This is a genomic window from Herbidospora daliensis, assembly GCF_001570585.1.
GTDB lineage: Bacteria > Actinomycetota > Actinomycetes > Streptosporangiales > Streptosporangiaceae > Herbidospora > Herbidospora daliensis.
Map to the genome: position 1 here is coordinate 171527 of NZ_BBXF01000010.1, position 23820 is coordinate 195346.

At 71.9% G+C, this 23820-nt stretch carries 23 protein-coding genes and 1 riboswitch; of the genes, 12 read left to right on the plus strand and 11 right to left on the minus strand.

Going from position 1 to position 23820, the window contains the following annotated elements; all coding sequences use genetic code 11:
- Positions 1–107 precede the first annotated feature (107 nt).
- The 3 genes from AW274_RS35920 to AW274_RS35930 all read left to right on the plus strand — a co-directional run bounded on the left by AW274_RS35920 (position 108) and on the right by AW274_RS35930 (position 4140).
- The gene (locus AW274_RS35920; RefSeq protein ID WP_062442759.1) at positions 108–1040 is read left to right on the plus strand and encodes an acyl-ACP desaturase; all 933 of its coding nucleotides are present in this window, start codon (positions 108–110) and stop codon (positions 1038–1040) included.
- A 5-nt stretch (positions 1041–1045) separates the two neighbouring features.
- The gene (locus AW274_RS35925) at positions 1046–1582 is read left to right on the plus strand and encodes a DUF1349 domain-containing protein (protein WP_062442762.1); all 537 of its coding nucleotides are present in this window, start codon (positions 1046–1048) and stop codon (positions 1580–1582) included.
- A gap of 62 nt (positions 1583–1644) precedes the next feature.
- Positions 1645–4140, plus strand: a complete 2496-nt coding sequence (locus tag AW274_RS35930) for a penicillin acylase family protein (RefSeq protein WP_062442765.1) — start codon at positions 1645–1647, stop codon at positions 4138–4140.
- Here the strand turns inward: AW274_RS35930 and AW274_RS35935 are convergent.
- Positions 4137–4946 (minus strand): GIDE domain-containing protein, encoded by an 810-nt coding sequence (locus tag AW274_RS35935; protein WP_062442768.1) that lies wholly within the window; start codon positions 4944–4946, stop codon positions 4137–4139. The two genes, AW274_RS35930 and AW274_RS35935, sit on opposite strands and share 4 nt — an antisense overlap.
- Positions 4947–5105: 159 nt before the next feature.
- On the opposite strand from AW274_RS35935, the gene AW274_RS35940 reads away from it, so the two are divergent.
- A complete protein-coding gene (locus AW274_RS35940) occupies positions 5106–5492 on the plus strand; it encodes a RidA family protein (protein ID WP_062442771.1) in 387 nt (128 codons plus the stop codon).
- On the opposite strand, the gene AW274_RS35945 is transcribed toward AW274_RS35940, so the two are convergent.
- On the minus strand, positions 5489–6427 hold the full coding sequence (locus tag AW274_RS35945) for an alpha/beta hydrolase (protein ID WP_062442774.1): 939 nt from the start codon (positions 6425–6427) through the stop codon (positions 5489–5491). The genes AW274_RS35940 and AW274_RS35945 overlap by 4 nt on opposite strands.
- A 120-nt stretch (positions 6428–6547) precedes the next feature.
- Positions 6548–6865, minus strand: a complete 318-nt coding sequence (locus AW274_RS35950; RefSeq protein ID WP_062442777.1) for a putative quinol monooxygenase — start codon at positions 6863–6865, stop codon at positions 6548–6550.
- 108 nt (positions 6866–6973) lie between these two features.
- On the opposite strand from AW274_RS35950, the gene AW274_RS35955 reads away from it, so the two are divergent.
- Complete coding sequence (locus tag AW274_RS35955) at positions 6974–7858, plus strand: AraC family transcriptional regulator (protein ID WP_062442780.1); 885 nt, start codon at positions 6974–6976, stop codon at positions 7856–7858.
- Between the two features lie 90 nt (positions 7859–7948).
- Here the strand turns inward: AW274_RS35955 and AW274_RS35960 are convergent, their stop codons facing one another.
- Entirely contained in the window at positions 7949–10324 is a 2376-nt protein-coding gene (locus AW274_RS35960; RefSeq protein ID WP_062442782.1) for a helicase-associated domain-containing protein, read from the minus strand.
- A gap of 294 nt (positions 10325–10618) precedes the next feature.
- On the minus strand, positions 10619–11155 hold the full coding sequence (locus tag AW274_RS35965) for an ATP-binding protein (protein WP_232320652.1): 537 nt from the start codon (positions 11153–11155) through the stop codon (positions 10619–10621).
- Between the two features lie 151 nt (positions 11156–11306).
- Here AW274_RS35965 and AW274_RS35970 point away from each other — a divergent pair, with 151 nt between their 5' ends.
- The 3 genes from AW274_RS35970 (at position 11307) to AW274_RS35980 (ending at position 12724) form a co-directional block, all read left to right on the plus strand.
- Positions 11307–12143, plus strand: a complete 837-nt coding sequence (locus tag AW274_RS35970; protein WP_198169573.1) for a Sco1979 family transcriptional regulator — start codon at positions 11307–11309, stop codon at positions 12141–12143.
- The gene (locus AW274_RS35975; protein WP_061294725.1) at positions 12130–12363 is read left to right on the plus strand and encodes a DUF397 domain-containing protein; all 234 of its coding nucleotides are present in this window, start codon (positions 12130–12132) and stop codon (positions 12361–12363) included. The genes AW274_RS35970 and AW274_RS35975 overlap by 14 nt, the downstream gene beginning before the upstream one ends.
- Positions 12364–12463: 100 nt before the next feature.
- Positions 12464–12724 carry a hypothetical protein gene (locus tag AW274_RS35980; protein ID WP_231515285.1) on the plus strand — a complete coding sequence of 87 codons (261 nt, stop codon included), beginning with the start codon at positions 12464–12466 and terminating at the stop codon, positions 12722–12724.
- Here AW274_RS35980 and AW274_RS35985 read toward each other — a convergent pair.
- A complete protein-coding gene (locus tag AW274_RS35985) occupies positions 12721–13314 on the minus strand; it encodes a histidine phosphatase family protein (protein ID WP_062442881.1) in 594 nt (197 codons plus the stop codon). The genes AW274_RS35980 and AW274_RS35985 overlap by 4 nt on opposite strands.
- Before the next feature lie 85 nt (positions 13315–13399).
- Here AW274_RS35985 and AW274_RS35990 point away from each other — a divergent pair, with 85 nt between their 5' ends.
- Complete coding sequence (locus AW274_RS35990) at positions 13400–14257, plus strand: Gfo/Idh/MocA family protein (RefSeq protein ID WP_232320653.1); 858 nt, start codon at positions 13400–13402, stop codon at positions 14255–14257.
- Here AW274_RS35990 and AW274_RS35995 read toward each other — a convergent pair.
- From AW274_RS35995 to AW274_RS36005, 3 genes are all read right to left on the minus strand, one after another.
- On the minus strand, positions 14223–15470 hold the full coding sequence (locus AW274_RS35995) for an acyltransferase family protein (protein WP_062442788.1): 1248 nt from the start codon (positions 15468–15470) through the stop codon (positions 14223–14225). The two genes, AW274_RS35990 and AW274_RS35995, sit on opposite strands and share 35 nt — an antisense overlap.
- A 121-nt stretch (positions 15471–15591) precedes the next feature.
- Positions 15592–16236, minus strand: a complete 645-nt coding sequence (locus tag AW274_RS36000) for a response regulator transcription factor (protein ID WP_062442791.1) — start codon at positions 16234–16236, stop codon at positions 15592–15594.
- Positions 16227–17426 (minus strand): sensor histidine kinase, encoded by a 1200-nt coding sequence (locus tag AW274_RS36005; protein WP_062442794.1) that lies wholly within the window; start codon positions 17424–17426, stop codon positions 16227–16229. Before AW274_RS36005 ends, AW274_RS36000 begins: the two co-directional genes overlap by 10 nt.
- Positions 17427–17453: 27 nt before the next feature.
- A riboswitch (cobalamin riboswitch) is annotated at positions 17454–17600 on the plus strand.
- Between the two features lie 68 nt (positions 17601–17668).
- Here AW274_RS36005 and AW274_RS36010 point away from each other — a divergent pair.
- The 3 genes from AW274_RS36010 (at position 17669) to AW274_RS36020 (ending at position 20548) form a co-directional block, all read left to right on the plus strand.
- Positions 17669–18601: an ABC transporter substrate-binding protein gene (locus tag AW274_RS36010; RefSeq protein ID WP_062442797.1), complete on the plus strand. Its 933-nt coding sequence runs from the start codon at positions 17669–17671 to the stop codon at positions 18599–18601.
- A gap of 166 nt (positions 18602–18767) precedes the next feature.
- Positions 18768–19775 (plus strand): FecCD family ABC transporter permease, encoded by a 1008-nt coding sequence (locus AW274_RS36015; protein WP_062442800.1) that lies wholly within the window; start codon positions 18768–18770, stop codon positions 19773–19775.
- Entirely contained in the window at positions 19772–20548 is a 777-nt protein-coding gene (locus tag AW274_RS36020) for an ABC transporter ATP-binding protein (protein WP_062442803.1), read from the plus strand. Before AW274_RS36015 ends, AW274_RS36020 begins: the two co-directional genes overlap by 4 nt.
- Here the strand turns inward: AW274_RS36020 and AW274_RS41625 are convergent.
- On the minus strand, positions 20538–22181 hold the full coding sequence (locus AW274_RS41625) for a serine/threonine-protein kinase (protein ID WP_063813871.1): 1644 nt from the start codon (positions 22179–22181) through the stop codon (positions 20538–20540). The two genes, AW274_RS36020 and AW274_RS41625, sit on opposite strands and share 11 nt — an antisense overlap.
- Positions 22178–23641, minus strand: coding sequence for a S1C family serine protease (locus AW274_RS36030; RefSeq protein WP_062442806.1), 1464 nt, complete (start codon positions 23639–23641; stop codon positions 22178–22180). Before AW274_RS36030 ends, AW274_RS41625 begins: the two co-directional genes overlap by 4 nt.
- Between the last annotated feature and the right edge of the window lie 179 nt (positions 23642–23820).

Genomic DNA, 23820 nt, shown 5'->3' on the forward strand with positions numbered 1-23820 from the left:
TCGGTATCTACAAGAACTCGGGCGTCGGCTTGTGCCCCGGCTCGAACCTTTCACCACAAAGCTACGGTAGCGTAGGTTACGAAAACGTAAGTATGTGGGGAGCTGAGATGGCGCGCGCACTGACGCAGACGGAATTCCTCATCGAGCTGGAACCCGTCGTCGAGGAGAATCTCAACCGGCACCTGGGCGTGGCCAAAGAGTGGTTCCCGCACGAATACATCCCGTGGGACGACGCCCGCACCTTCGACGGCATCCTCGGCGGCACGCCCTGGCGGCCCGAAGACTCCACCATCCCCGAGGTCGCCCGCACCTCGCTGCTGGTCAACCTGCTGACCGAGGACAACCTGCCGAGCTACCACCACGAGATCGCGACCACCTTCGGCCGCGACGGCGCGTGGGGCACCTGGGTCGGGCGCTGGACGGCCGAGGAGGGCCGCCACGCGATCGTCATCCGCGACTACCTCATCGCCTCGCGCGCCCTCGACCCGACCGCGCTGGAGCGGGCCCGCATGGCGCACATGGAGAACGGCTTCCAGACCGAGTACGGCACGATGCTCGGCCAGCTCGCCTACGTCTCCTTCCAGGAGCTGGCGACCCGCATCGCCCACCGCAACACCGGCAAGGCGTCGGGCGACGAGACGTGCGAGCGCATCCTGGCCCGCGTCGCCGCCGACGAGAACCTGCACATGCTCTTCTACCGCAACCTGCTCGGCGCGGCCCTGGAGCTCGACCCCAACCAGACCATGCGCGCCATCACCGACGTGGTGACCTCCTTCCAGATGCCCGGCGCCGGCATGGCCGGGTTCGCCCGCATGTCGATGGCCATCGCCCACGCCGGCATCTACGACCTGCGCTCGCACAAGGACGAGGTGCTGATGCCGGTCCTGCGCCAGTGGAAGGTCTTCGAGAAGGAGGGCCTCGACCCCGAGGGCGAGAAGGCCCGTCAGGAGCTCGCCGAGTTCCTCGACAACCTCGAGGTCACCGCCCGGAAATTCGAGGAGCGGAGAGAGGCCCGGCGCGCCCGGGAAGCGGCAAAATAGCCCATATGACGTGGATCAACGAGCCTTCGAGCTGGACCGCCGACGGAGACACCCTGGCCTTCTCCGTCACCGGTGAGACCGACCTGTGGCGGCAGACCCACTACGGCTACACCTACGACACCGCGCCGATGTACGGCCGCACCGTCGAGGGCGACGCCAAGGTACGGGTCACCTTCACGGCCGACTACGCCGAGCAGTACGACCAGGCCGGGGCCATCCTGCGCGCCGACGAGAACAACTGGATCAAAGCCGGAGTCGAGTTCGTCGACGGCGACGTCCAGATCAGCGCCGTCGTCACCCGCGACTTCTCCGACTGGTCGGTGATGCGCGCCCCCGAGGGCACCACCTCGGTCACGTTCGAGCTCGTCCGCGAGGGCGACTCCGTGCACATCTACTGGGGCGTCAACGGCGGCGACCCCGTCACGCTGCTCCGGCTGGCCTACTTCCCGCCGGGCGTGCCCGCCCTCGCGGGCGCGATGGCGGCGGCCCCGGTGGGCAAGGGCTTCCAGGTCGACTTCTCCGAAGTCGTGATCACCGGCTAGGTACCAGAACACCCTTCCGGACCCGCATACTGTGATGCGCACATGAGCGGGAAGGTCCGGGAATGGTGAGATTCGCTCCGTACAAGAGGTTCTCGTGGCCGCTCCGCTGGGCGTTGCGGCTGCTCACGACGCTTCTCGTACTCGCGCTCGTCGCGGTCGGCGGGGTCGTCTGGGTGGTCCGCGCGTCGTTCCCCCAGACCGGCGGTGAGCTGCGGCTACCCGGGCTCGCCAAGGCGGTCGTCGTGCGGCGCGACGCCCACGGCGTGCCGCAGATCTACGCCGACACCGCCGCCGACCTGTTCCGGGCGCAGGGCTACGTCCACGCCCAGGACCGGTTCTGGGAGATGGACTTCCGGCGCAAGACCACGGCCGGCCGCCTGTCGGAGCTGTTCGGCGACTCCACCCTGGACATCGACAAGGTGGTCCGCACCCTCGGCTGGCGCCGCGTGGCCGAGCAGGAGATCAACCTCCTCACCCCGGAGGCCAAGGCGGGCCTCGACGCCTACGCCGCCGGGGTGAACGCCTGGATGCGGGACAACGCGGGCTACACGTCCAGAAGCCTGGAGTACGCGGTCCTCAAGCTCACCAACGCCGACTACGAACCCGAGCCGTGGACGCCCGTCGACTCGTTGTCGTGGCTGAAGGCGATGGCCTGGGACCTGCGGTCGAACATGGACGACGAGATCGAGCGCGCCGTCGACGCCGCGACCGTGCCCAGGGAACGCGTCGAGGAGCTGTTCCCGCCCTACCCCTACGACCGGCACCGCCCCATCGTGACCTCGGGCGGCGTCCGCGACGGCGCGTTCACCTCGGGCGAGCGCCCGGTCGCCGCGGCCGACGCCCTGCGGCGCGTCTCCGCGACGCTGAACACGGTGCCGTCGCTGCTGGGCGGCGAGGGCGACCTGAAGGGCATCGGCTCCAACTCGTGGGTGGTGTCGGGGAAGCACACCGACACCGGCAAGCCGCTGCTCGCCAACGACCCGCACCTCGGGCCGAAGATGCCCTCGATCTGGTACCAGGCGGGCCTGCACTGCCGGACCCTGTCGGCCGACTGCCCCTACGACGTCTCCGGCTTCACCTTCTCGGGCCTGCCCGGCGTCGTCATCGGCCACAACCGCACGATCGCGTGGGGCTTCACCAACCTCGGCCCCGACGTGGCCGACCTCTATCTGGAGCGGGTGCGCGAGAACACGTACGAGATCTCCGGCACCTGGGCCCCCCTGGAGACCCGCACCGAACGCATCGAGGTCGCGGGCGGGACCCCGGTCGACCTGACCGTGCGCACCACCCGCCACGGCCCGATCGTCTCCGACGTCTTCGAACCCGTAGCCGGACTGAAGACCACGGGAGTCGAGGTCGCACTGCGCTGGACCGCCCTGGACCCCGGCAAGACCGGCAACGCCATCTTCCTGCTCGGCAGAGCCACGAACTGGGAGGAGTTCCGCAAGGCCGCGGCCCAGTTCGAGGTCCCGTCACAGAATCTCGTGTACGCCGACACCTCCGGCAACATCGGCTACCAGGCCCCCGGCAAGATCCCGGTCAGGTCGGGCGGCGACGGCAAGTGGCCCGCCGAGGGCTGGACCGGCGAACAGGAGTGGACCGGCTTCATCCCGTTCGACGAACTGCCGACGGCGTACAACCCCGAAGCGGGCTTCATCGCCACCGCCAACAACGCCGTCGTCGGCCCCGGCTACAACCACTTCCTCACCGACGACTGGGCCTACGGCTACCGCTCGCAGCGCATCGCCGACCGCCTCACCCAGGCGATCGCGGCCGGCAAGGTCACCAAGGACGTCATGTCGGCCATCCACCAGGACTCCTTCAACGGCCTGGCCCCCATCCTGGTCCCGCACCTGGCGCGGATCGGCGGCGCCGACACCCGGCTGTTCACCGGCTGGGACTTCACCCAGGAGAAGGACAGCGCGGCGGCGGCCTACTTCAACGCGGTCTGGCGCAACCTGCTGACCCTGACCTTCGACGACGAACTTCCCGAAGACCTGCGCCCCGGCGGCAACGACCGCTGGTTCGAGGTGATCCGCCGCCTCCTCGACGCCCCCTCGGACACGTGGTGGGACGACGTGCGGACCCCCAAGGCGGAACAGCGCGACGACATCCTCCGCGCGGCCCTGACGGCCGCCTCGGCGGAACTGCGCCGCACCCTCGGCGACGACCCCCAGGCGTGGAAGTGGGGCGACCTGCACACCCTGGAACTCACCAACGAGACCTTCGGCACCAGCGGCATCGGCCCCATCGAATGGTTGTTCAACCGCGGCCCCTACCACCTGTCGGGAAGCAAGGACGCGGTCAACGCCACCGGCTGGGACGCGGCGTCGGGCGGCTACGAGGTGAACTGGGTGCCGTCGATGCGCATGGTCGTCGACCTGGCCGACCTCGACGCGTCGACCTGGGTCAACCTGACGGGCGCGTCGGGCCACGCCTTCAACGCCAACTACGCCGACCAGGCCGACCTGTGGGCCGAGGGCAGGACGACCCCATGGCCGTTCACGGAGGAACGGGTGAAAAGCGCCACGAGCGACGAACTCACCCTGACGCCCTAGAAGACCAGCGTGAGCCCGTAGAAGAGCAGGGACAGGCCCGCGATCACGAGCAGGGCGATTCTGCCGGCGCGGGCCAGCCGCTGGTTCTGCTTGTAGTCCGCGATGAGCCGGTTCCGGCCGATGACCGAGACGATCAGCCGTCCGCCCTTGCGCGGGCGGCCGATGACGACCTGCCCGGCACGGTCGGTCGCCTCACCGTGGACGAACAGCGGCACCCCCGGCGGCAGGATCCGCTCGTCGATCCGGTAGGAGATGGTGCTGGAGTCGTCGCGTGTCATGGCGGCGGCGTCGAGCACCTCTTTCGGGATCTCCCGGACGCTCCACTTGGTCAGCTCCTTGCGGGCGTACGCGGCGTGGTGGGAGCTCGTCGTGCCCTCGGGCCTGTCGTTCCCCATGGAGACCGCCACGGATCCCGTCTCGTCCTGAACAAGGAAACGCTCCTCGCTGCGCCCGCCGGTGACGTAATGGGTCTGCCGGGTGGGTTTCGCCTTGTCCGACTGCTCCTTGGGCACCTGCCAGTAGACGCGGCTGACGCTGAACTCCCACCAGACGCACTTCCGCCCGCTGAGCGGTGCGACCAGGGGCTCGCCGGGACCCTCCGCCGTCACTCCGTTCACCTGAACGACGTCGGCGAAGAACTCACCGCCGCCGGCGCTCCGGGCGGTCGCGGCCAGTTCGTCGAGTTCGGCGCAGGTCGCCTCCCGCCCTCGCGCGATCGCCTGCCATCTCGACTGGTAGACCAGTTCGGCGATGGAGGCCAGTCCGGCGAAGAGCAGGAAGGCCACGGCCGTGACGATCCACCACATGTCGGTCCCCGTTCTCCGGTGGACTCCATCGTGCGCCGGGGGCCGAGGTGACGGGAGGACGGAGCCGGTCGCCCGGGAGTGGTAAATGCCTTTCGCGACCGTCCGGAAGGGCGGCGCGGCGCGGCGTCCGTTCGGGCGCCGCCGCCGTAGAACGGAGCCATGAGCAGGGAAGTGATCGAGGCCGCCGACGGCGTGCCCGCGCCCGGGGGCGCCTACTCGCAGGCCGTCGTCGCCAACGGGTTCCTCTACACCGCCGGCACCGGGCCGCACGACCCCGTCACCGGGGAGGTCGTCGGCGACGACGTCGGCGCGCAGACGCGGCAGGTGCTCGACAACCTGCGGGCGCTGCTGGCCGCGCGCGGGCTCGACTTCTCCGACGTCGTCAAGGTGACCGTGCACCTCGCCGATCTGGGGCGCGACTACGCGGCGTACAACGCCGTCTACGAGTCGGCGATGGCGCGGCCGTTCCCCGCCAGGACCACCGTCGGTTCGACGCTCGACCACAAGCTCGTGGAGATCGACCTGGTGGCCGTGCTGCGCGGTTAGAGCAGCCGGTCGAGCCAGGCGGTCCGGGTGCGGCGGGCCTCCGCCGAGAGGGCGGCGGCCGGGTAGAGGGCGTCGAAGCCGTGGAAGCCGCCGTCCCACACGTGCAGGTCGGCGCGGCCGCCGGCGGCCCAGATGCGGGTGGCGTAGGCGACGTCCTCGTCGCGGAAGACCTCGGCCGAACCGGCGTCGACGTAGGCGGGCGGCAGGCCCGACAGGTCGGCGGCGACGGCGGGGGAGACGTAGGCCGGGACGTCGTCGCCCGTCAGGCCGCCGAGCAGGGCCCGCCAGCCGTAGGCGTTCATCTCGCGGCTCCACACCCCGGGTCCGGTGAACTGCAGAGTGGACGTCGTCGCGTCGCGATGGTCGAGCATGGGGCAGATCAGCACCTGCCCGGCGAGCGCGGGCCCGCCTCGGTCGCGGGCCATCAGGGCGACCCCGGCGGCCAGCCCGCCACCGGCGCTGATGCCCGCCACGACGATCCTCGCCGGATCGACGCCCAGGTCTCCGGCGTTCTCGGCGGCCCAGGTCAGTGCGCGATGACAGTCCTCGACCAGGGTGACGCCGGTGACGTCGGGCGCGAGCCGGTAGTCGACGGTGACGACGACCGCCCCGAACCGGTCGAGCCACTCCAGCGGGATGTCCAGGTTCGCGAACCGGTCCCCCATGATCATGCCGCCGCCGTGGATCCACACCACACACGGCGCGTCGACGGCCCCGGGCGGCACCAGCACGGTCAGCGCGATCTCCGCGCCGTCGCCGGTGGCGACCGTCACCTCCCGCCGCTCGACCTCCCGCCCGGCGAGCAGGACGTCGAGGGGAGGGGACGGCATGCCGCGCAGCATCGCGACGACGTCAGGGGTCAGCTCGGGCATGAGCGGCAGATCGGCGGACAGAGCCAGCAGTTCGGCGTCGACGCCGGGCCGGACGGGGGTCATGAGAGGTCCTTTCAGTGGTGGGGGGAAAGAGCTCGGCCGGCCCGCCACGCGATGGGAGGCCGCAGGGACGGGATGCCGGGCGGCTCGGCGGCGAATGCCAGGCCTTCGGTTGTCGTGAGGTCAGAAGGCGGCTTTGCCGGCCACCGGGGTGAGGTCGGTGTAGGCGGATTCGCCCGCCAGCAGGGGGGCGATGCGGGCGACCATCGCCTGAGCTCGCTCGCCGGCGAACAGGCGGTGGTGGTCGGCCTCGGTGGTCCAGCCTTCGGTGACCTGGACGACGTCCGGGTCGGTGGCCGAGCGGCTGACCAGGTAGACCAGGCAGTGGTCGCTCGCGGCGGGGGAGCCCTCGTCGAGGCCGGTCAGCAGCAGGGCGATCAGGTCGTCGCCCCGGCCGGGCAGGGCGGTCATCGTGGCGGTGAAGCCGTAGGCGGGGGTCATGCTCGTTCCTCTCGTCGGTGATGCAATTACATCGCCGCCGATGGCTCTGAGGTAGCACGATGCTCGCCCGCCCTTGCCTGATCCTCTCGACCACGGTGTAATCGGGTGATGGACGAACTGCGTGCGCTGTTGAACCGGCATGCCCGGCCCGACATGACCACCCCCATCGACGGGGTGCTCGTCTCCCGGGTCGAGCGGTCGGAGCCGCCCGAGACGTCCATGTCCGGGACCGTGCTGGCGCTCATCGCGCAGGGGGAGAAGCGGCTCGCACTCGGCGACCGCGTCTACGACTACCGGGCCGGGCAGTATCTCGTCGCCTCCGTCGACCTCCCCGTCACCGGGCACTTCGTCGGGGCCACCCGGGAGACGCCCGCGCTCGGGTTCGGGCTGGTGTTGCGGCCCGAGGCGGTGGCCGAGGTCCTGCTGGCGGGTGAGGTGCCCAGGCAGCCGGGCGGCGCGGTGCCGGGGCTGGCCGTGAGCGAGGCGTCGGCCGAACTGCTCGACGCGGTCGTGCGGTTGTTGCGGCTCATCGAGCGGCCGCGCGACCGCGCGGTGCTCGCGCCGCTGGTCGTCAAGGAGATCCTGTGGCTGGTCGCCAGCGGGCCGCAGGGCGCGGCGGTGCGGCAGCTCGGGCTGGCCGACAGCGGGCTCAGCCACGTCGCGCGGGCGGTGCGGTGGATCCGGGAGCACTACGCGCAGCCGTTCCGGGTGGAGGAGGTGGCGCGGTTGTCGGGGATGAGCGTGTCGGCGTTCCACCGGAACTTCCAGGCGGTGACCGCGATGAGCCCGATCCAGTTCCAGAAGCAGATCCGGCTCCAGGAGGCGCGGCTCATGCTGGCCGCGGGGAACGGCGACATCGCCGGGGTGGGGCATCGGGTCGGCTACGACAGCCCGTCGCAGTTCAGCCGGGAGTATCGCCGCCAGTTCGGGACGCCGCCCAGTCAGGACGCCACGCTCCGCCCGGTGTCCCGGGCGGTGGCGGCGCTGCCGTGACGGCGGGCCGCCCGCGCGGCCGGTTCCGCGCCGGATGCGGCGCGGGACCCGCGACGGCGGGCGGCGGCGGGGTAGGCGGGAGCCGTAACGCTAAGAAGCCGTTACGGACGCTATCTCGTTGAGGGGGAACTCCAGGTAGTCGCCGGCCTCCTCGCACCAGGCGTCGAGGACGCCGCTGTGGAGTTCGCCGTGGCTGACCGTCGCGGTCACGCCGTCGGACAGGGTGATGAGCGCGCGCACGCCCCGGTCGACGACGAAGCCCAGGAGCGACTGCTGGGCGGTCGGGAGGCGGCTGGCCAGACGGCCGATCAGGGCCCACGTGTGGCCGCTCTGGCGGCCGTCGTCGCGGCTCTTGATCAGGCGCTTGGCGTGTTCGTGGGGGTCGGGCGGGGGCTCGGTGAACATGGGCGGCGGTTCGAGCTCGGCGACCCGGCCGCCGGGCAGCAGGATCAGCCGGCCGCCCGCCGGTTCGCGGCGGATCTCGATGTCGCCGGTGTCGTTCACCGGGACGGGGGCGTAGCCGGCCTCGCGCAGCGAGCGGAGGGTGCGGTCGGCGGGGGCGTTGCTGGCCAGCACCGTCGGGGCGAGCTGGCGCAGGCCCAGTTTGGCCAGCTTGCGGTGGCCGGCGATCTCGGCCAGCAGGCCGGGGTCGGAGCCCTGCACGATGCAGCCGACCGAGGTGACGGTCACCTCGCCGTGGCGGCGGGCGACGTCGTTGATGAGGTAGACGAGCGGCTGCGGGAGGGTGCCGACCTGGGACAGCTCGTCGAGCAGCTCGTCGGCGCTCGACCCGGCGTCGAGCGCGCGGCGCACCGTCGCGGGGCTGAACCGCCAGATCGACGCCGCGCCCTTGGCCTCGCGGGTGGCGACCCGGTCGAGCAGCGAGGCGAGTTCGACCGCGGGCGGGCCGGTGACCACGGCGGTCAGGTCGGCGCCGAACAGGGCGGTGCGCTGCGCGCTGGCCAGCGCCCGGGTGGAGGTCTCGGCCAGCGCCGGGTCGTGTTCGACCTCGGGGGCGCAGTCGTCGTGCTCGTCGCCCGCGACCGAACCCAGTGACGCCAGGGCGCGGCCCAGGTCGGTGAGGGAGTCGCAGGCGGTCAGGCCGAGCAGCCGCGACTCCTCCAGGATGCCGGGCGCCGACTCGGCCAGCAGCTCGCGGTCGAGCAGCGGCGCCCGCCAGTGCACCGACTGCACCAGCTCCTGCAAGGTGGCGAAGCCCTGGCCGGCCTCGACGTCGGTCAGGGCGCCGAGAACGGCCCGGCGGATGCGGGCGAGGGTCTCGCCGGCGGGGTCGTCGCCGAGCACGACCGGATATCGGCCGTCGACGCGGCGCAGCGGCGAGCGTTCCATCCGCCACCAGGCCGCCAGCAGCACCCGCAGCCGGTGGGGGGCGTCTTCGAGCCGCCAGGCGTCGAAGCGCTCGGTCGGCACCAGGCCGCCGGCCTTGTCATCGAGGGCGAGCAGCCGGGCCACCGCGCAGACCTCGATGAGCAGCCGGGTCTCGTCTTCGGTGGTGCCGGTCTCCTTGGCCACGCGGCGGATCTCGCGCACGCCCACGCCGCCGTTCTTCAGCAGCGGCAGCGTGGTCTTGTCGGTGTTCTCCAGCAGCGCCGTGGCGCGGTCGAGCAGGTGGGGCGCGGCCAGCGCCATCGCCAGGTCGACGGCGTCGCGGTCGACCGGGATCGTCGCCAGGTCGGGCGGATAGGGGGTGAAGGGGCCGTGGTATTCGGGGCCGCGCAGGCCGAGGGCGACCTCGCGGGGCATCTCGGCGACGTCCCATTGGGTGCGGAACAGCAGGCCGCGGTCTTGGGCCCACTTCTCGGGGGTGCCGGGGTTGACGAAGCGGTTGCCGTCGACGCTGCGGACCGGGCCGTCCCAGGCGAAGTCGTCGAGCAGGCCGACGGTGCCCTCGGGGGCCGAGGAGAGCAGGTCGCCGAGTTTGTCGGGATCGCCGAGCAGCGCGGTCACCCGGGCGGTCATCTGGCGTTTGCCGCCCGCCGGGGCGATGCCCAGCGTGCGGCACATGCGCCGCAGCCCTTCGGCGTTGAGCGCCCACGATTCGAGGTAGTGGGCCAGCGGTTCGCCCAGGCCGCACGGGGCGGTCCACCAGCGGGCCACCGCCTCGGCGAGGTGGATGCGGCCGTCGGGGCCGGGCCAGGCCAGGGCGCAGTCGTAGAGCCGGTCGAGCCACGGGATGACCTCGGAGGTGGACACGCCGAGGAACCGGGCCAGTTCGTCCTCCGTCGGGCGGCCGCCGATGACCAGGCACGCCTGAAGGAGCTCCAGAGGGGGCAGCGGGAGGCCGCGCATGACCTCCATGACCGCGAACGTGTTGCCGAGCCGCTGCGCGAGCGCATCGATCCGCCGGGGCCAGGGCGGGGCGATGGCGTCCGGGCGGTTGGCCAGGACACGCGCGAGACGGTCTTCGTCGAGAGTTGTCAGCCAGGCGATTAGGTGATCGTCCATCACAGATCTCTCAGGGCCTCGGGAAGCCGCGGTGGTGGAGACGCACGTGAGATCAAGATATTCGGCACCCTGGGCGACGAAAAGGTCATTCTCCTGTTCTCCCTCCTCCCCGCGAAGAGTGCTGGACTCCACCTCAGCACAGGATCACGCGATCGGAAGGCGATCCCGGATACTCGATGGGGAATTCCTGGCTGGGGGATAACAGTGGTCCCAGAGGCAACAAGAGATCGTCGGCCAAGGGGTGTCCCCGCACAGTCCGGGCTGCACGGGGACACCCCTCGGCCGGCGAGGCCCTCAATTCAGGACGGCCCAGACGGCCTTCCCGTGCGGGGAGAGGGGCGACCAGCCCCACCGCACGCTGATCGACTCGACGATGTGGAGACCGAGCCCGCCGGGTTCGAAGGGGTTGGCCTCGCGCATGACGGGGGTGGCCGAGCCGGGGTCGGTGAGCGCGCAGGTGACGAACCCGCCGCGCCTGATGAGGGCGAGCCTGATCACCTCGCGCCGGTGCCGGTGGCCGATCTCCAGGCCGTGGCGCAGGGCGTTGGTGGCCAGTTCGGAGACGACGAGTTCCATGCCGTCGCACAGGTCGCCGAGTTCCCAGCCGGTCAGGGTGCCGGTGGCGAAGCTGCGGGCGCTGTGGACCGAATCGGCTTTGGGCGGGAGGACGAACGTGGCCGCCTGCGTGGGGGAGACGGCAGGCGGGAGGTCGCGCGCGGGTTCGGGCCACCAGCCGACCGGGGGCCACCAATCGAGTGCCGACCATTCGAGGACCGAGTGCACGAGATCATGATGGGGCACGGTCTCGTGCATGTGCAACAGCGGATGCACGTGCAGATGGTCGTTGCAGGCGCTACGGTTACCCAAAACGACCCTGGGACGAAAGGGGCGATCTTTGACAGACTGTAGTTCAGTCCACATACCGGAGGAATGACTCGTGTCCATCGACCCGCCAGGTTCCGGCTCCACCGTCCGGCGCATCATGCTCGGCGCCAGTCTCCGGAGGCTGCGCGAGGAGCGGGACCTGACCCGCGAAGAGGCCGGATTCCACATCCGCGCCTCCGAATCCAAGATCAGCCGGATGGAACTCGGCCGGGTCGGATTCAAGACACGAGACGTCGAAGACCTGCTCACCCTGTACGGCGTCGTCGACGACGCGGAGCGACGGCAGCTCCTGGAGATGGTCCGGGAGGCCAACACGCCCGGTTGGTGGCACAAGTTCGGCGAGGTGCTGCCGGGCTGGTTCGTCACCTTCATCGGACTGGAGGAGGCGGCCAGCGTGATCCGCACCTACGAGGTGCAGTTCGTGCCCGGCCTGCTCCAGACGTCGGCGTACGCCCGCGCGGTCATCCGGCTCGGGTTCCCCGACGCCGCCGATGACGAGATCGAACGCCGCGTGCATGTGCGGATGCAGCGACAGGAGCGGCTGGCCCATGCGGGCGGCCCGCGCCTGTGGGCGGTCATCGACGAGGCCGCGCTTCGCCGGCCGATCGGGGGGCCGAAGATCATGCGCGAGCAGATCGAGCATCTGCTCGACGTGGCCCGGCTGCCCAACATCACCCTGCAGGTGATGCCGTTCCGCTTCGGCATGCACGCCGCCGAGGGCGGGGCCTTCACCATCCTGCGGTTTCCGGAGTCCGACCTTTCGGACGTGGTCTACGTCGAGCAACTCTGGGGCGCTCTGTACCTCGACAAACGCGAGGACATCGATCCGTACCTCACGGCCATGGAACAACTCTGCGTGGAGAGCACCACGCCGGGCGGGACCAGGGACCTGCTCGATGATCTTCTCAGAGAGAAAGTGTATGCAGACTTATAACGGGATGCCCGCCACCGCCCTTTCCGGGGTCCAGTGGCGGAAGAGCCTGCACAGCAACTCCACGGGCAACTGCGTGGAACTCGCGGAGCTGCCCGACGGCGGGGTCGCCGTCCGCAACTCCCGGTTCCCCGAGGGGCCGGCGCTCATCTACACGCGGGACGAGATCCGCGCGCTCGTGCTGGGCGTCAAGGACGGGGAGTTCGACGGCCTGGTCGCGTGACGTGTCTCACCACGACTTTTAACACGAGGTTCACGCACTTAACGGCTTTGGGCCAGGTGTGTAACACGGGTCCGGCAGCATGGTTCCCATGCTGGACCAGATGACCTTGTACCCCGTCGCCGACGACGTGCTCTTCGCACCGGGCGGGCGGGTCGTGATCAGGACGTACGGCGTCGCCTCGGCGGCCGATCCCCATGACGGCAAGCCGCGGCCGGTGGCGTACCGGACGTGGGTCACCGGGGTGCGCGACCAGCCCCGCTACTGGCGTTGGGGACACTTCGAAGACGCCCGCCGGGGGCACCGCAAGGTCCTCGAATGGCTCACCGGGCGCGGACCGCAGCCCGCGCCCGTCAACTCCTAGATCGGGCAGTTCCAGCTCAGCACGACCCGTTCGCCGTGCTCGTAGCCGAGTGAGCAGTAGGTGCCGGTGTCGAGCCGGAGCAGTCTGCCCTCGGAGGCGGGCAGGCCGAGCCAGCGGGCCGCCAGCACCCGCAGGAAGTGGCCGTGCGCCACGAGCAGCACCGCGCTGTCGCCGCCGGTGAGCGCGTCGACGGCCCGGGTGATCGCCCGGTCGGCGCGCTCGCCGACATGGTCGACGCTCTCCCCCGGGTGGGCCGAGTCTCCCGGGATCACGCCGTCGCGCCAGATGTACCAGCCGGGGATCGACTCCCTGATGGTGGCCGTGGTGACGCCCTCGTAGCCGCCGTAGTCCCACTCCCACAGGTCGGGGTCGGTCTCCCAGCCGGTGAGCCCGGCCAGCTCGGCCGTCTTCTCGGCCCGCTGGGCCGGGCTGACCAGCACCAGCGCGAAGTCGCGGCCTCCGACCACGGTGTTCAGGGCACGGGCCTGCGCCTCGCCGTGGGGGGTCAGCGGGATGTCGGTCCGCCCGGTGTGGCGGCCGGCTCTGCTCCATTCGGTCTCGCCGTGGCGCAGCAGGATGATGTTCACCAGCCCCATGGTGCCCGGTGGTCGGTCGATAGTCTCTGATCGCCGACGTGTCGCGACAAAGGGGAGTTGGCAGATGGAACCGGTATCTGTGGGACTGATCGGAGCCGGGCCCTGGGCCGGCATGATCCACGCCCCCAAGCTCGCCGCCGGGCCGGACACCCGGCTGGCCGGGATCTGGGCGCGCCGCCCCGAGGCCGCGCGCGAGCTCGCCGCCCGCCACGGCACCCGCGCGTTCGAGCTGCTCGACGAGCTGTTCGACCACTGCGACGCGGTGGCGTTCTGCGTGCCCCCGGGCGTGCAGGCCGAGCTCGGGGTGCTGGCCGCCCAGGCCGGCAAGGCCCTGCTGCTGGAGAAGCCCCTGGCCGACAGCCTCGACGGCGCCCGGCGGCTGGCCGACGCCGTCGCCGAGACCGGCGTGGCGACGCAGATGGTGTTCTCCTTCCGGTACGCCACCGCGACCGCCGCCTTCCTGGAGAGGGCGGCCGGGATCGAGCCCTTCGGCGGCTACGCGGCCAACATCGGCGGCGCGCTGCACGGCGGCCCGTTCGCGACGCCGTGGCGGCTGGAGCGCGGCGCGATCCTCGACGTCGGCCCCCACATGCTCGACCTGCTCGACGCGGCGCTCGGCCCGATCGCCGGGGTGCGCGCCCACGGCAACTCCCTCGGCTGGGTCGGCCTGCTGCTGGAGCACGAGACCGGCGCGGTCAGCGAGGCGTCGCTGACCATGGCCGCCACCGGCGACCTGCCCGACGCCCGCGTCGAGGTGTTCGGCCGGAAGGGCTCGGCCACCCTGTTCGGGGCCATGCTCGGCGACGACGCCTTCGAGCGCATGGTCGCGCAGTTCGCCCAGACGGTCAGGAACGGCGGCGGCCACCCGCTCGACGCGGCCCACGGGCTGCGCCTCCAGCGGGTCATCGCGGAAGCGGAGCGGCAGCTCGCCGCCTGAGCAGCAGGGCGAGCCCCAGGGCGAGCGCGGCGCTGCCGGCGGCCGGCACGAACGTGCCCGGCGTGAACCCGGTGACGGTCAGGGTGAGCAGCCCGGCCGCCGACAGCACGGTCGCCGCGATCGTTCTGGCGCGGGTCGGGCTCGCCGGGGGCGCGGCCTCGAACCGGGCCAGCAGCGCCGTCAGCACGGCCAGCACCAGCGACAACCAGCCCAGCCAGACGGGCAGCAGCAGCCACCACGTGACCGACCACGGTTCGGGGGTCTGCGCGCCGAAGCCGACGAACGCGACGCCGCCGACGGTGATGAGCGCCGTCATGTGCCAGAGGTAGAAGGTCATCATGCGGGGCGCGAGCCAGGCCAGCACCGGCGCAGGCAGCGCCCGGTTCAGCCGCTCGCGCGCCCACAGGGCCAGGCCGAGCTGACCGGCGAAGACCACCAGCATCACGGCGCTCGGCGGGGCCATGTTCGACGGCATGCCGGGCATGCCGATCATGCTGGCCGGATAGGGGCCGGCCAGCACCATGGCCGCCGTCATGCCGAACCCGGCGGCGGCCAGCCCCAGGGCCCTGCGTCCGGTCAGGCGGGCGAGCCTGCCCTGGGCGTACAGGAACCCGATCTGGTGGACGGCGAGCCAGACGAACACGACGTTCAGGTAACCGGCGGCCTCGAACCCCGAGAACCGGACGACGTCGACGGCGAGCGCCCCGGCGGCGCACAGCGGCAGCAGCACCCCGGCGGGCGCCCGCGACAGCAGCGGCGTGGTCACGACGGCGAGCAGGTAGACGGCGAGGAACCAGAGCAGCTGGCCGACCAGCCGCGACGCCACCTCCACCGGCTGCGCCGGCAGGCCCAGCGCGCCCAGCAGGTAGGGCAGCGGCAACCACACGGCGATCAGCGGCAGCACCGGCCAGCCGAGCCGCACGATCCGCTTGCCGATCCACTTCTCTGCGCTCTGCGGCCTGCCCTTCCAGCTCAGGTAGTTGGCCGCGCCCCCGGCGAAGAACACCAGCGGCATGACCTGGCTGACCCACGTCACCAGCGGCACCGACGCCAGCGCGTTGCCGGTGACCAGGTCGCCGCCGCGGTCGGTCAGCACCGGCATCGTCCAGTGCTGCACCACGACGAGCACCATGCCCAGCACCCGCAGGACGTCGACGAACGGGTCGCGCGGCGAGGCGACGGGATGGACGGGATGGGGGTGGGTCATCGACATGGGGGGCCGCCTCCGGGGGGAATCGAGTCCCCTTGAGCCTCCCGAAACGGCCCGCCGAAGTCGGTCCCGCGGGCACCCGACTTGATCGACGGGTCTCCGCCACCCCGGATGGTGGTGCTGGCTACACCCCGCTGAGATAGGCCAGGACCGCCAGCACGCGGCGGTGCCCGCCGTCGCTCGGCGGCAGGCCGAGCTTGGCGAAGATGTTGCCCACGTGCTTGTGCACGGCCCGTTCGGTGACCACGAGCGTGGTCGCGATGTCGGTGTTGGAGTGGCCCTCGGCCATCAGCGACAGCACCTCGCGCTCGCGCGGGGTGAGCGAGTCGATCGGGTGGGCGTGCCGGCGCACCAGCAGCTGGGCGATGACCTCCGGGTCCATGGCGGTGCCGCCCTTGGCCACCCGCTCCAGCGCGTCGACGAACTCCGACACCCGGGCCACCCGGTCCTTCAGCAGGTAGCCGATGCCGCCGCCGCCCCCGGCCAGCAGCTCGGTCGCGTAGGTCTGCTCGACGTACTGGGAGAGCACCAGGATCGGCTGGCCGGGGTGGACGCGGCGCACCTCCACGGCGGCGCGCACGCCCTCGTCGCGGAAGGTCGGCGGCAGCCGGATGTCGACCACGGCGATGTCGGGGCGGTGCTCGGCGACGGCCGTGTGGAACTCCTCGGCGGTGCCCACGGTGGCGACCACCTCGTGCCCCTCGGTGGTGAGCAGCAGCGTCAGGCCCTCGGCCAGCAGCACGCTGTCCTCAACGATGATCACTCGCACGGCAGCTCCACCCGCAGGGTCGTCGGCCCGCCGGGCGGGCTGGTCAGTGTGGTCACCCCGTCGAAGGCGCTGACCCGGCGGCGGATCCCGGCCAGGCCCGATCCGCCGTCCTCGTCGGCGCCGCCCCGGCCGTCGTCGGTGACCTCGGCGGTCAGCCGGTTCTCGGTACGCCGGACGACGATCGTCGCCTTCGCGGCGGAGCTGTGCCGGGCCACGTTCGTCAGCGCCTCGGCGATGACGAAGTAGGCCGCCGCCTCGACCGCCGCGGGGAGCCGTCCGACGTCGTCGGTCTCGGTCTCGACCGGCACCGGCGAGCGGGCCGCCAGCGCCGCGACCGCCCCCGGCAGGCCCCGGTCGGCCAGGATCGGCGGGTACATGCCCCGGATGAGGCCGCGCAGCTCGGTCATCGTCTCCTCGGTGCTCAGCCGGGCCTCGGTGATCAGCGCGGCGGCCTTGCCGGGGTCGGTGGCCAGCACGCGTTCGGCGATGCCGAGCCGCATCGCGATGGAGACCAGCCGGGCCTGCGCGCCGTCGTGCAGGTCGCGTTCGATGCGGCGCAGCTCGTAGCCGTGCGCGTCGAGCGCCTCGGCCACCCGCTCGGCCAGCCGCACGTGCTGCGGCGTCGCGAGCAGCGACCGGGCCAGCTGGGCCAGCCCCTCGGCGACCAGCGGCACGACCCGGAACCCGACGGCCGCCACCACCGCCATGAACAGCGGGACGGTGACCGCCACCATCCACCACGAGTCGAGCGCCCACGGCAGGTAGACGTAGCGGCCGGGCCCGAACGCGTCCCACCACAGCGGGAGCGACAGCGCCCAGCCGAGCGCGCCCCACAGGGCGACGGCCGGGATCGCGCCGAACGGGCCGGTGAACACGTGCTGGGCCAGGAAGGCGAGGTCACGCCAGGTCTGCGGGTCGCCCATGACCACGCGCACGCGCGTGAGGATGCCGCCCCTGATCGGATGGTAGGACGCCGTCACCGGCCGGCCGAGCCACGCCCCCGCGTTCCGCCGGGCCAGCGACGCCACGGCGCGGTTGAGCCGGATCGCGAAGGGGAGCAGGACCAGCCCGAGGTAGGTCGCCGAGAAGACCAGGGTGAAGACGGTGACGGCGATGGCCAGCAGGCACAGGGGGACGAGCAGGAGCCCCAGCAGAAGCCGCCCGGTCGCCGTGACGGTCCGCCGCACCATGCGGTCAGCATAGCCTCACGTTCCCGGCGAAAAGGCTGTTGGTAACGTATGGGGCGCGTGACGCCGCAGCGAAGTCCGGTGCGAACCCGGCGCTGTTCCCGCAACTGTGATCCCCCGGTCGTGATCTCCCGGCCGAGGGTCAGCCAGGTCGCCTGCGTCGTCGCCGACGTCGTCCGCCCTCGTGGAAAGGGTGATCCGTCCCCGGGTCTCTCGTTTCCCGGCAACTCCTCCGGAGGAAACTCGTGAGGCCCCTTCGCACGGCCCTCGCGGGCGTGTTGCTGGGTGTCGCCCTGCTGTCCGGTTGCGGCAGCAGCGACACCGCCACCCCCGCCCCCGCCGCCTCGGCCGCTCCCAGCGGCCCCTTCCCGGTGACGGTCCAGGCCGCCAACGGATCGGTGACGATCGCCGCCAGGCCGCAGCGGATCGTGTCGTTGTCGCCCACCGCCACCGAGTCGCTGTTCGCGATCGGCGCCGGGCCGCAGGTCACCGCCGTCGACGACCAGTCGAACTTCCCGGCCGAGGCCCCCAAGACCGACCTGTCGGGCTTCAAGCCCAACGTCGAGGCCATCACCGGGCGCAACCCCGACCTGGTGATCGTCTCCAACGACCTCGAAGGCGTCGTCGCCGGGCTCGGCAAGGTCGGCGTGCCGGTGCTGGTGCTCAGCGCCGCCACCAAGATCGACGACGCCTACGCCGAGATCGAGAAGCTCGGCACCGCCACCGGCAACCGGGCCAAGGCCGACGAGGTCGTGGCCGGCATGAAGCGCAAGCTCGCCGACCTGGCCGCCGCCGCCCCCAAGACGGAGCTGACCTACTACCACGAGCTCGACGTCACCCCCTACGCCGCGACCTCCACCACCTTCATCGGCCAGATCTACGCCCTGTTCGGCCTGGTCAACATCGCCGACGAGGCCCCCGACGCGGCGGGCGGCTACCCGAAGCTCTCGGCCGAGTTCGTGGCCAAGGCCGACCCCGACCTGATCTTCCTGGCCGACGTGAAGTGCTGCGCCCAGAACGCCGAGGCGCTGGCGGAACGCCCCGGCTGGGGCGGCCTGAAAGCGATCAAGGACGGAGACGTGGTCGAACTCGACGACGACGTCGCCTCGCGCTGGGGCCCCCGGGTGGTCGACCTGGCCGAGGCCATCGGCGCCGGGGTGGCCAAGGCCGCGGGCTGATGGCTGAGATCATCTCCACGGCCGGGGCTCTTTCCCGAGACCTCCGCCCGGCAGGGCGAACCGGTCGCGCGGTCCTGTCCCGGGAGGTCCGCATGGCGAGGGTGCGGGCCGATCGCGCCGATCTCTGCCAGGGCTTTCCCGCGGCCGCATTCAGAGCTGCCTGTTGATGCGCAAGGGCGTGGTGTTCGCGGGGGCCGCCGTGGTGCTGGCCGCCTGCATGACCGCCGGGCTCATGGTCGGCGCGGCCGGGTTGCCGCTCAAGGGCGTCGTGCTGGCGCTGGCCGACCGGCTGCCGTTCGTGTCGGCCCACTCCGGGCTGACGCCCCTGGAGACCGGGGTGCTGTTCGAGCTCCGGCTGCCGCGTGTGCTGCTCGGCGCGATGGTCGGCGGGCTGCTCGCCGTCGCGGGCGCCGGGTACCAGGGCGTGTTCCGCAACCCGCTCGCCGACCCCTACCTGCTCGGGGCCGCCGCCGGGGCCGGGCTCACGGTCACGCTGGTCATCGTGGCCGTGGGCGACGGGGCGGCGGTGCCGCTCGCGGCGTTCTGCGGGGCGGCCGGCGGGGTGCTGCTCGCCTACGGGCTCGGGCACACCGCCACCCGGGGCGGCGGCACGGCCACGCTGGTGCTCGCCGGGGTGGCGGTCACGTCGTTCCTGACCGCCATCCAGACCTTCCTCCAGCAGCTCAAGGTCGAGGAGCTGCAGCGGGTCTACGCGTGGATCCTCGGCGACGTCGGCGGCGGCTGGGAGCAGGTCGCCATGTGTGCGCCCTACGCCGTGGTGGCCGCCGCGATCCTGCTGCTGCACGGGCGGCTGCTCGACGTGTTGTCGGTCGGCGACGACGAGGCGAGCGCGCTCGGCGTGCGGGCCGGGCGGGTGCGGCTGGTCGTGCTCGTCGCGGCCTCGCTGGCGACCGCCGCCGCCGTGTCGGCGGGCGGGCTCATCGGGTTCGTCGGCGTCGTGGTGCCCCACGCGGTCCGGCGGCTGGCCGGGGGCTCCTACCGGGTGGTGCTGCCGCTGTCGCTGCTGGCGGGCGGCGCGTTCCTGGTGACGGCCGACCTGATCGCCCGGACCGTGCTGGCCCCCGCCGAACTGCCCATCGGGGTGGTCACCGCGTTCGTCGGCGCGCCGTTCTTCGTCACCATCCTGCGCGCCACCCGGAAGGTGGAGACGTGACCGTCGAGATCACCGGCGTGGACGTGGACCTCGGCGGCCGGCCGGTCCTGCGCGGCGTCACCGCCACCGCCCGCGAGGGCCGCTGGCTGGCCGTCATCGGGCCCAACGGGGCCGGGAAGTCGACCCTGCTCAAGGCCGTCATGGGACTGCTGCCGCACACGGGGCTGATCACCGTCGGCGGGCGTCCGGTCCGCGACCTCGCGCCCCGCGACCGCGCCCGGGTGCTGGCCTACGCGCCGCAGAGCCCGCTGCTGCCGCCCGACATGACCGTCCACGAGTACGCCCTGCTGGGGCGGACGCCGTACATCCCCTATTGGGGGCGCGAGAGCGCCCGCGACACCGAGACCGCCCGCGCGGTGCTCGACCGCCTCGACCTGACGGCCCTGGCCGCCCGGCCGCTGGAACGCCTCAGCGGCGGCGAACGCCAGCGGGTGGTGCTGGCCCGCGCGCTCACCCAGCAGGCGCCCGTGCTGCTCCTCGACGAGCCGACGACGGCCCTGGACCTCGGTCACCAGCAGCAGGTGCTGGAACTGGTCGACCGGCTGCGCCGCGACGACGGCCTCACCGTCGTCAGCACCCTGCACGACCTCACCCTGGCCGCCCAGTACGCCGACGACCTGCTCCTGATGAGCGGCGGCACGGCCGTGGCGGCCGGCAGCCCCGGAGAGGTGCTCACCGAGGACCTCGTCACCCGCCACTTCGGCGCCCGCGTGACCATCGGCGCCGGACCGGCCGGACGGCCGGTCGTGCACCTGCGCCGCCCTACGGGGTGAACTTCACGCTCGTGACGATCGTGGTGATCGTCGTGTCGTCGCACTTGGACGTCGGGCAGAAGAACGTCATCAAAGCCGACGGCTGACCGGGCCGGGTCACCAGGAAGCTGCGGAAGTCGAGCCGCCCCGCGCCGGTCGCGTCGCTCAGGAAGCCGCTGACCTTGAAGCCCGGCTGGCCGCCCACCGACGTCGGCTCGGGCGCGCCCGGGATCGACACCACCCCGGGCAGCGTCGCCTGCAGCCCGGCCTGCACCGACTCCAGCGCGTCGCCCGTCGAGATCGTGTCGGTGGTCTGCGCGACCACGCCGCTCGACTTGTCGGGGGAGCCGGTGATGATCGGGTTGACCGCCGTCCAGTCGGGGTTGCCCGGCACGCTGAACAGCGCGTCGAACGCGTCGGCCGAGGCCGCGATGGTGACGTGCTGGTCGGAGTAGTCCTTGCGGGTCCAGGTCGACGGATAGCTGAAGCTGTAGGGGGCCGCGACGTTGCCCGGGAAGCTGTCCCACGACGCCTGCCCGTCGCCGCCGCTCTGGCTGACGATGTAGACCGCGCCCGCCGCGATCAGCCCCAGCGCCAGCACCCCGCCGACCACCGGGACCAGCGGGAACCTCTTGTTCTGCGGCACCCCGGCCGGGGCCGTCGACACCTGCGACACCCGCGAGGGATACGACGACGGGTGCGAGGGATGCGTGTAGGGCGGGTTGGAGACCGGGTTCTGGTAGGCGGTGCCCGGAGGCTGCGACGGCCAGGAGTTGCGCGGGCCCGAGATCGGGCTGGGCAGGTCGCCCTCGGTGCCGCTGATCGCGTCGCGCAGCGCCGAGACGAACGCCGTGCACGTCGGGTAGCGGTCGAGCGGCGACTTCGACAACGCTCGCGACAGCACCTGGTTCACCGTGTGGGGCAGGTCGGGCCGGTAGGGCGTCAGCGGCGGCGGGTCGTGGGAGACGTGGGCGTAGAGCAGCGCCAGCTCGGTGTCGCGCTGGAACGGCGGCAGCCCGGCCAGGGCCTCGTAGACGACGCACGCGAAGGCGTAGCCGTCGGCGCGGCCGTCGACCGGCAGGCCGCGGATCTGCTCCGGCGCGACGTAGCGCGGGGTGCCCATGAAGTGGCCGTGGCTGGTCAGGCCGGTGTCGGCCGAGGAGCTCTTGGTCAGCCCGAAGTCGGTCAGGTAGACGTGGTCGTTGCCGGTCACCAGGATGTTGGCCGGCTTCACGTCGCGGTGCACGAGCCCGTTGGCGTGGGCCTCGTCGAGCGCCGAGGCGATCTGCGAGAACAGGTGGTTGGCCCGCGCCACCGGCAGCGGGCCGTTCGACTGCACCAGCTTGCGCAGGTCGCTGCCGCCGTCGACGTAGCGCATCGCGATGAACAGCAGCCCGTCGTGCTCGCCGGCCTCGTAGATCGGGATGATGTGCGGGTGGTCGATCGAGGCGACCAGCCGCGACTCGCGCACGAACCGGTCGCGGAACCGGTTGTCCTCGGCGAGCTGCGGGGCCAGCACCTTGAGCGCGACCGCGCGGCCGAGCCGCTGGTCGCGCGCGCGGTAGACGGTGGCCATACCGCCCCGGCCGACCACCGCCTCGATCGTGTAGTCGCCGATCCGCTGCCCCACCAGCGCCGGCAGTTCAGCGCTCATGGCGCGTCCGACGGATGACCGCAGAACCCGCAGAACCGGTGGGCGTGGCCCAGCCGCATGCCGCACTGGGTGCAGAACTTCTTGGACGCCCCGCCCGGGTTGGAGCCCGGGTTGGAGACGTGCTGCCGCCCCCCGGGCGGCGAGAGGTCGACCACCGGCTGCCCCGGGTTCGGGGTGCGGTAGACCTCCGTCTGGGCCGGCCATGACGTGACCAACGCGTGATTCTCCCCCGATGTGTCCTGCTGATCCTCCCCGTTGCGCCGGCGCCGCAGCAGGAACGGCACCGACCCGGCCACGACGGCCCCCACGAGCACGACACCCCCGGTGATCCAGATCCACGACGCCACCCCCGACGTGGGCGCCGGGACGGGGACGGGCGCGGACTTCTTCGTCGCCGCGTCTTCGGCCGTGCCGGCCTTGGCCTTCGAGACGCGGAGGTACTCGAGCGCCACGGCGTGGTCCTGGCGCAGGGTCAGCACCTGCTGGAGCACCGGGGCCGCGTTGCCGTAGAGCTTGTTGTGGTAGGCGGCGAGCGCCTGTTCGTAGACGACGTCGACGGGACCCCGGCGGGGCGTCACCCCGGCCGCCACCAGGGCGGTGCGGATCTCGTCGACGGGCGTCACGGTCGCGGGCAGGCTGCCGCCCCCCGACAGCACCCCGACCACCTCGCTCTTGCCGTCGTCGATCACCGCGGCGCCGACGGCGCCTGCTTCGATGAGTTTGTCGATTTTGTCACGTTCCGCCGCTTTGAAGTTGCGGCTGCCCGGCGGGTCGAAGTGGGCCGTGTCCATCTTCGGCGGCGCCTTCGCCGACGGGCGGGCGGCCATCGTCATGACGTCGACCGACTCGACCTTGGCGCTGATCGTGGTGCCCATCGGCACGGTCGGCAGGTTGTTCTTCGGGCCCGCGTTCACCTTCAGCACCGCCGGGGCCGACGGGGCGTCGCCCGCCGACAGCACCTCGGCGGCGAGGCCGTCGGGCAGCGCCGGGTCGAGGAACGGGAAGGCGGTCACCTTCGTCTCGACCGTGGCGTTGCAGGTCGAGTTCTGGGTGCGCGGCGGATAACAGGCCTGCAGGCGGATGTTCAGGTCGGGGTCGTCGACCGTGTGCCGGTCGAAGTCGGCCGGGATGTCGACCTTGAAGTACTCGGCGAAGACCCGGTTGGCGGCGTACACCTGCAGGTCCTTGTCGGGCCGGACGACCTGGGTCGCGGTCACGATCACGCCGTCGGGCGTGACGGTGAATCCGCTGCCGGTCGCCAGTTCGACCTCGTATTCGCGCTCGAAACGCTGAAGACGGGCGCGGTCGTCGATGAGGGTGACGGAGACCGTGGACTCGGACTCCACCCGGACGGCCCCCGGGGTGACCCGGTCGGTCGATCCGCTGGGGTGGGGATGCAACAAGGGCATGCCCAGGACACCGAGGGCACCGAGCCCCGCGATGACGGCCAGGCGGGGCATGTCCGCCTCCTTACCGAATGACGACGAATTCCAGCGTCTCAGTGGCCGGAAACCCCGGCAAGGGTTCACACGGTCACCGAAACTCATCTGATACCGGCCAAGGATCACGGCAAGGCTTGCATTTCACTTGCAATCGGATCGAAGGTGGCGACCTGTCGCTTCGCGGGGCGACCAGGACA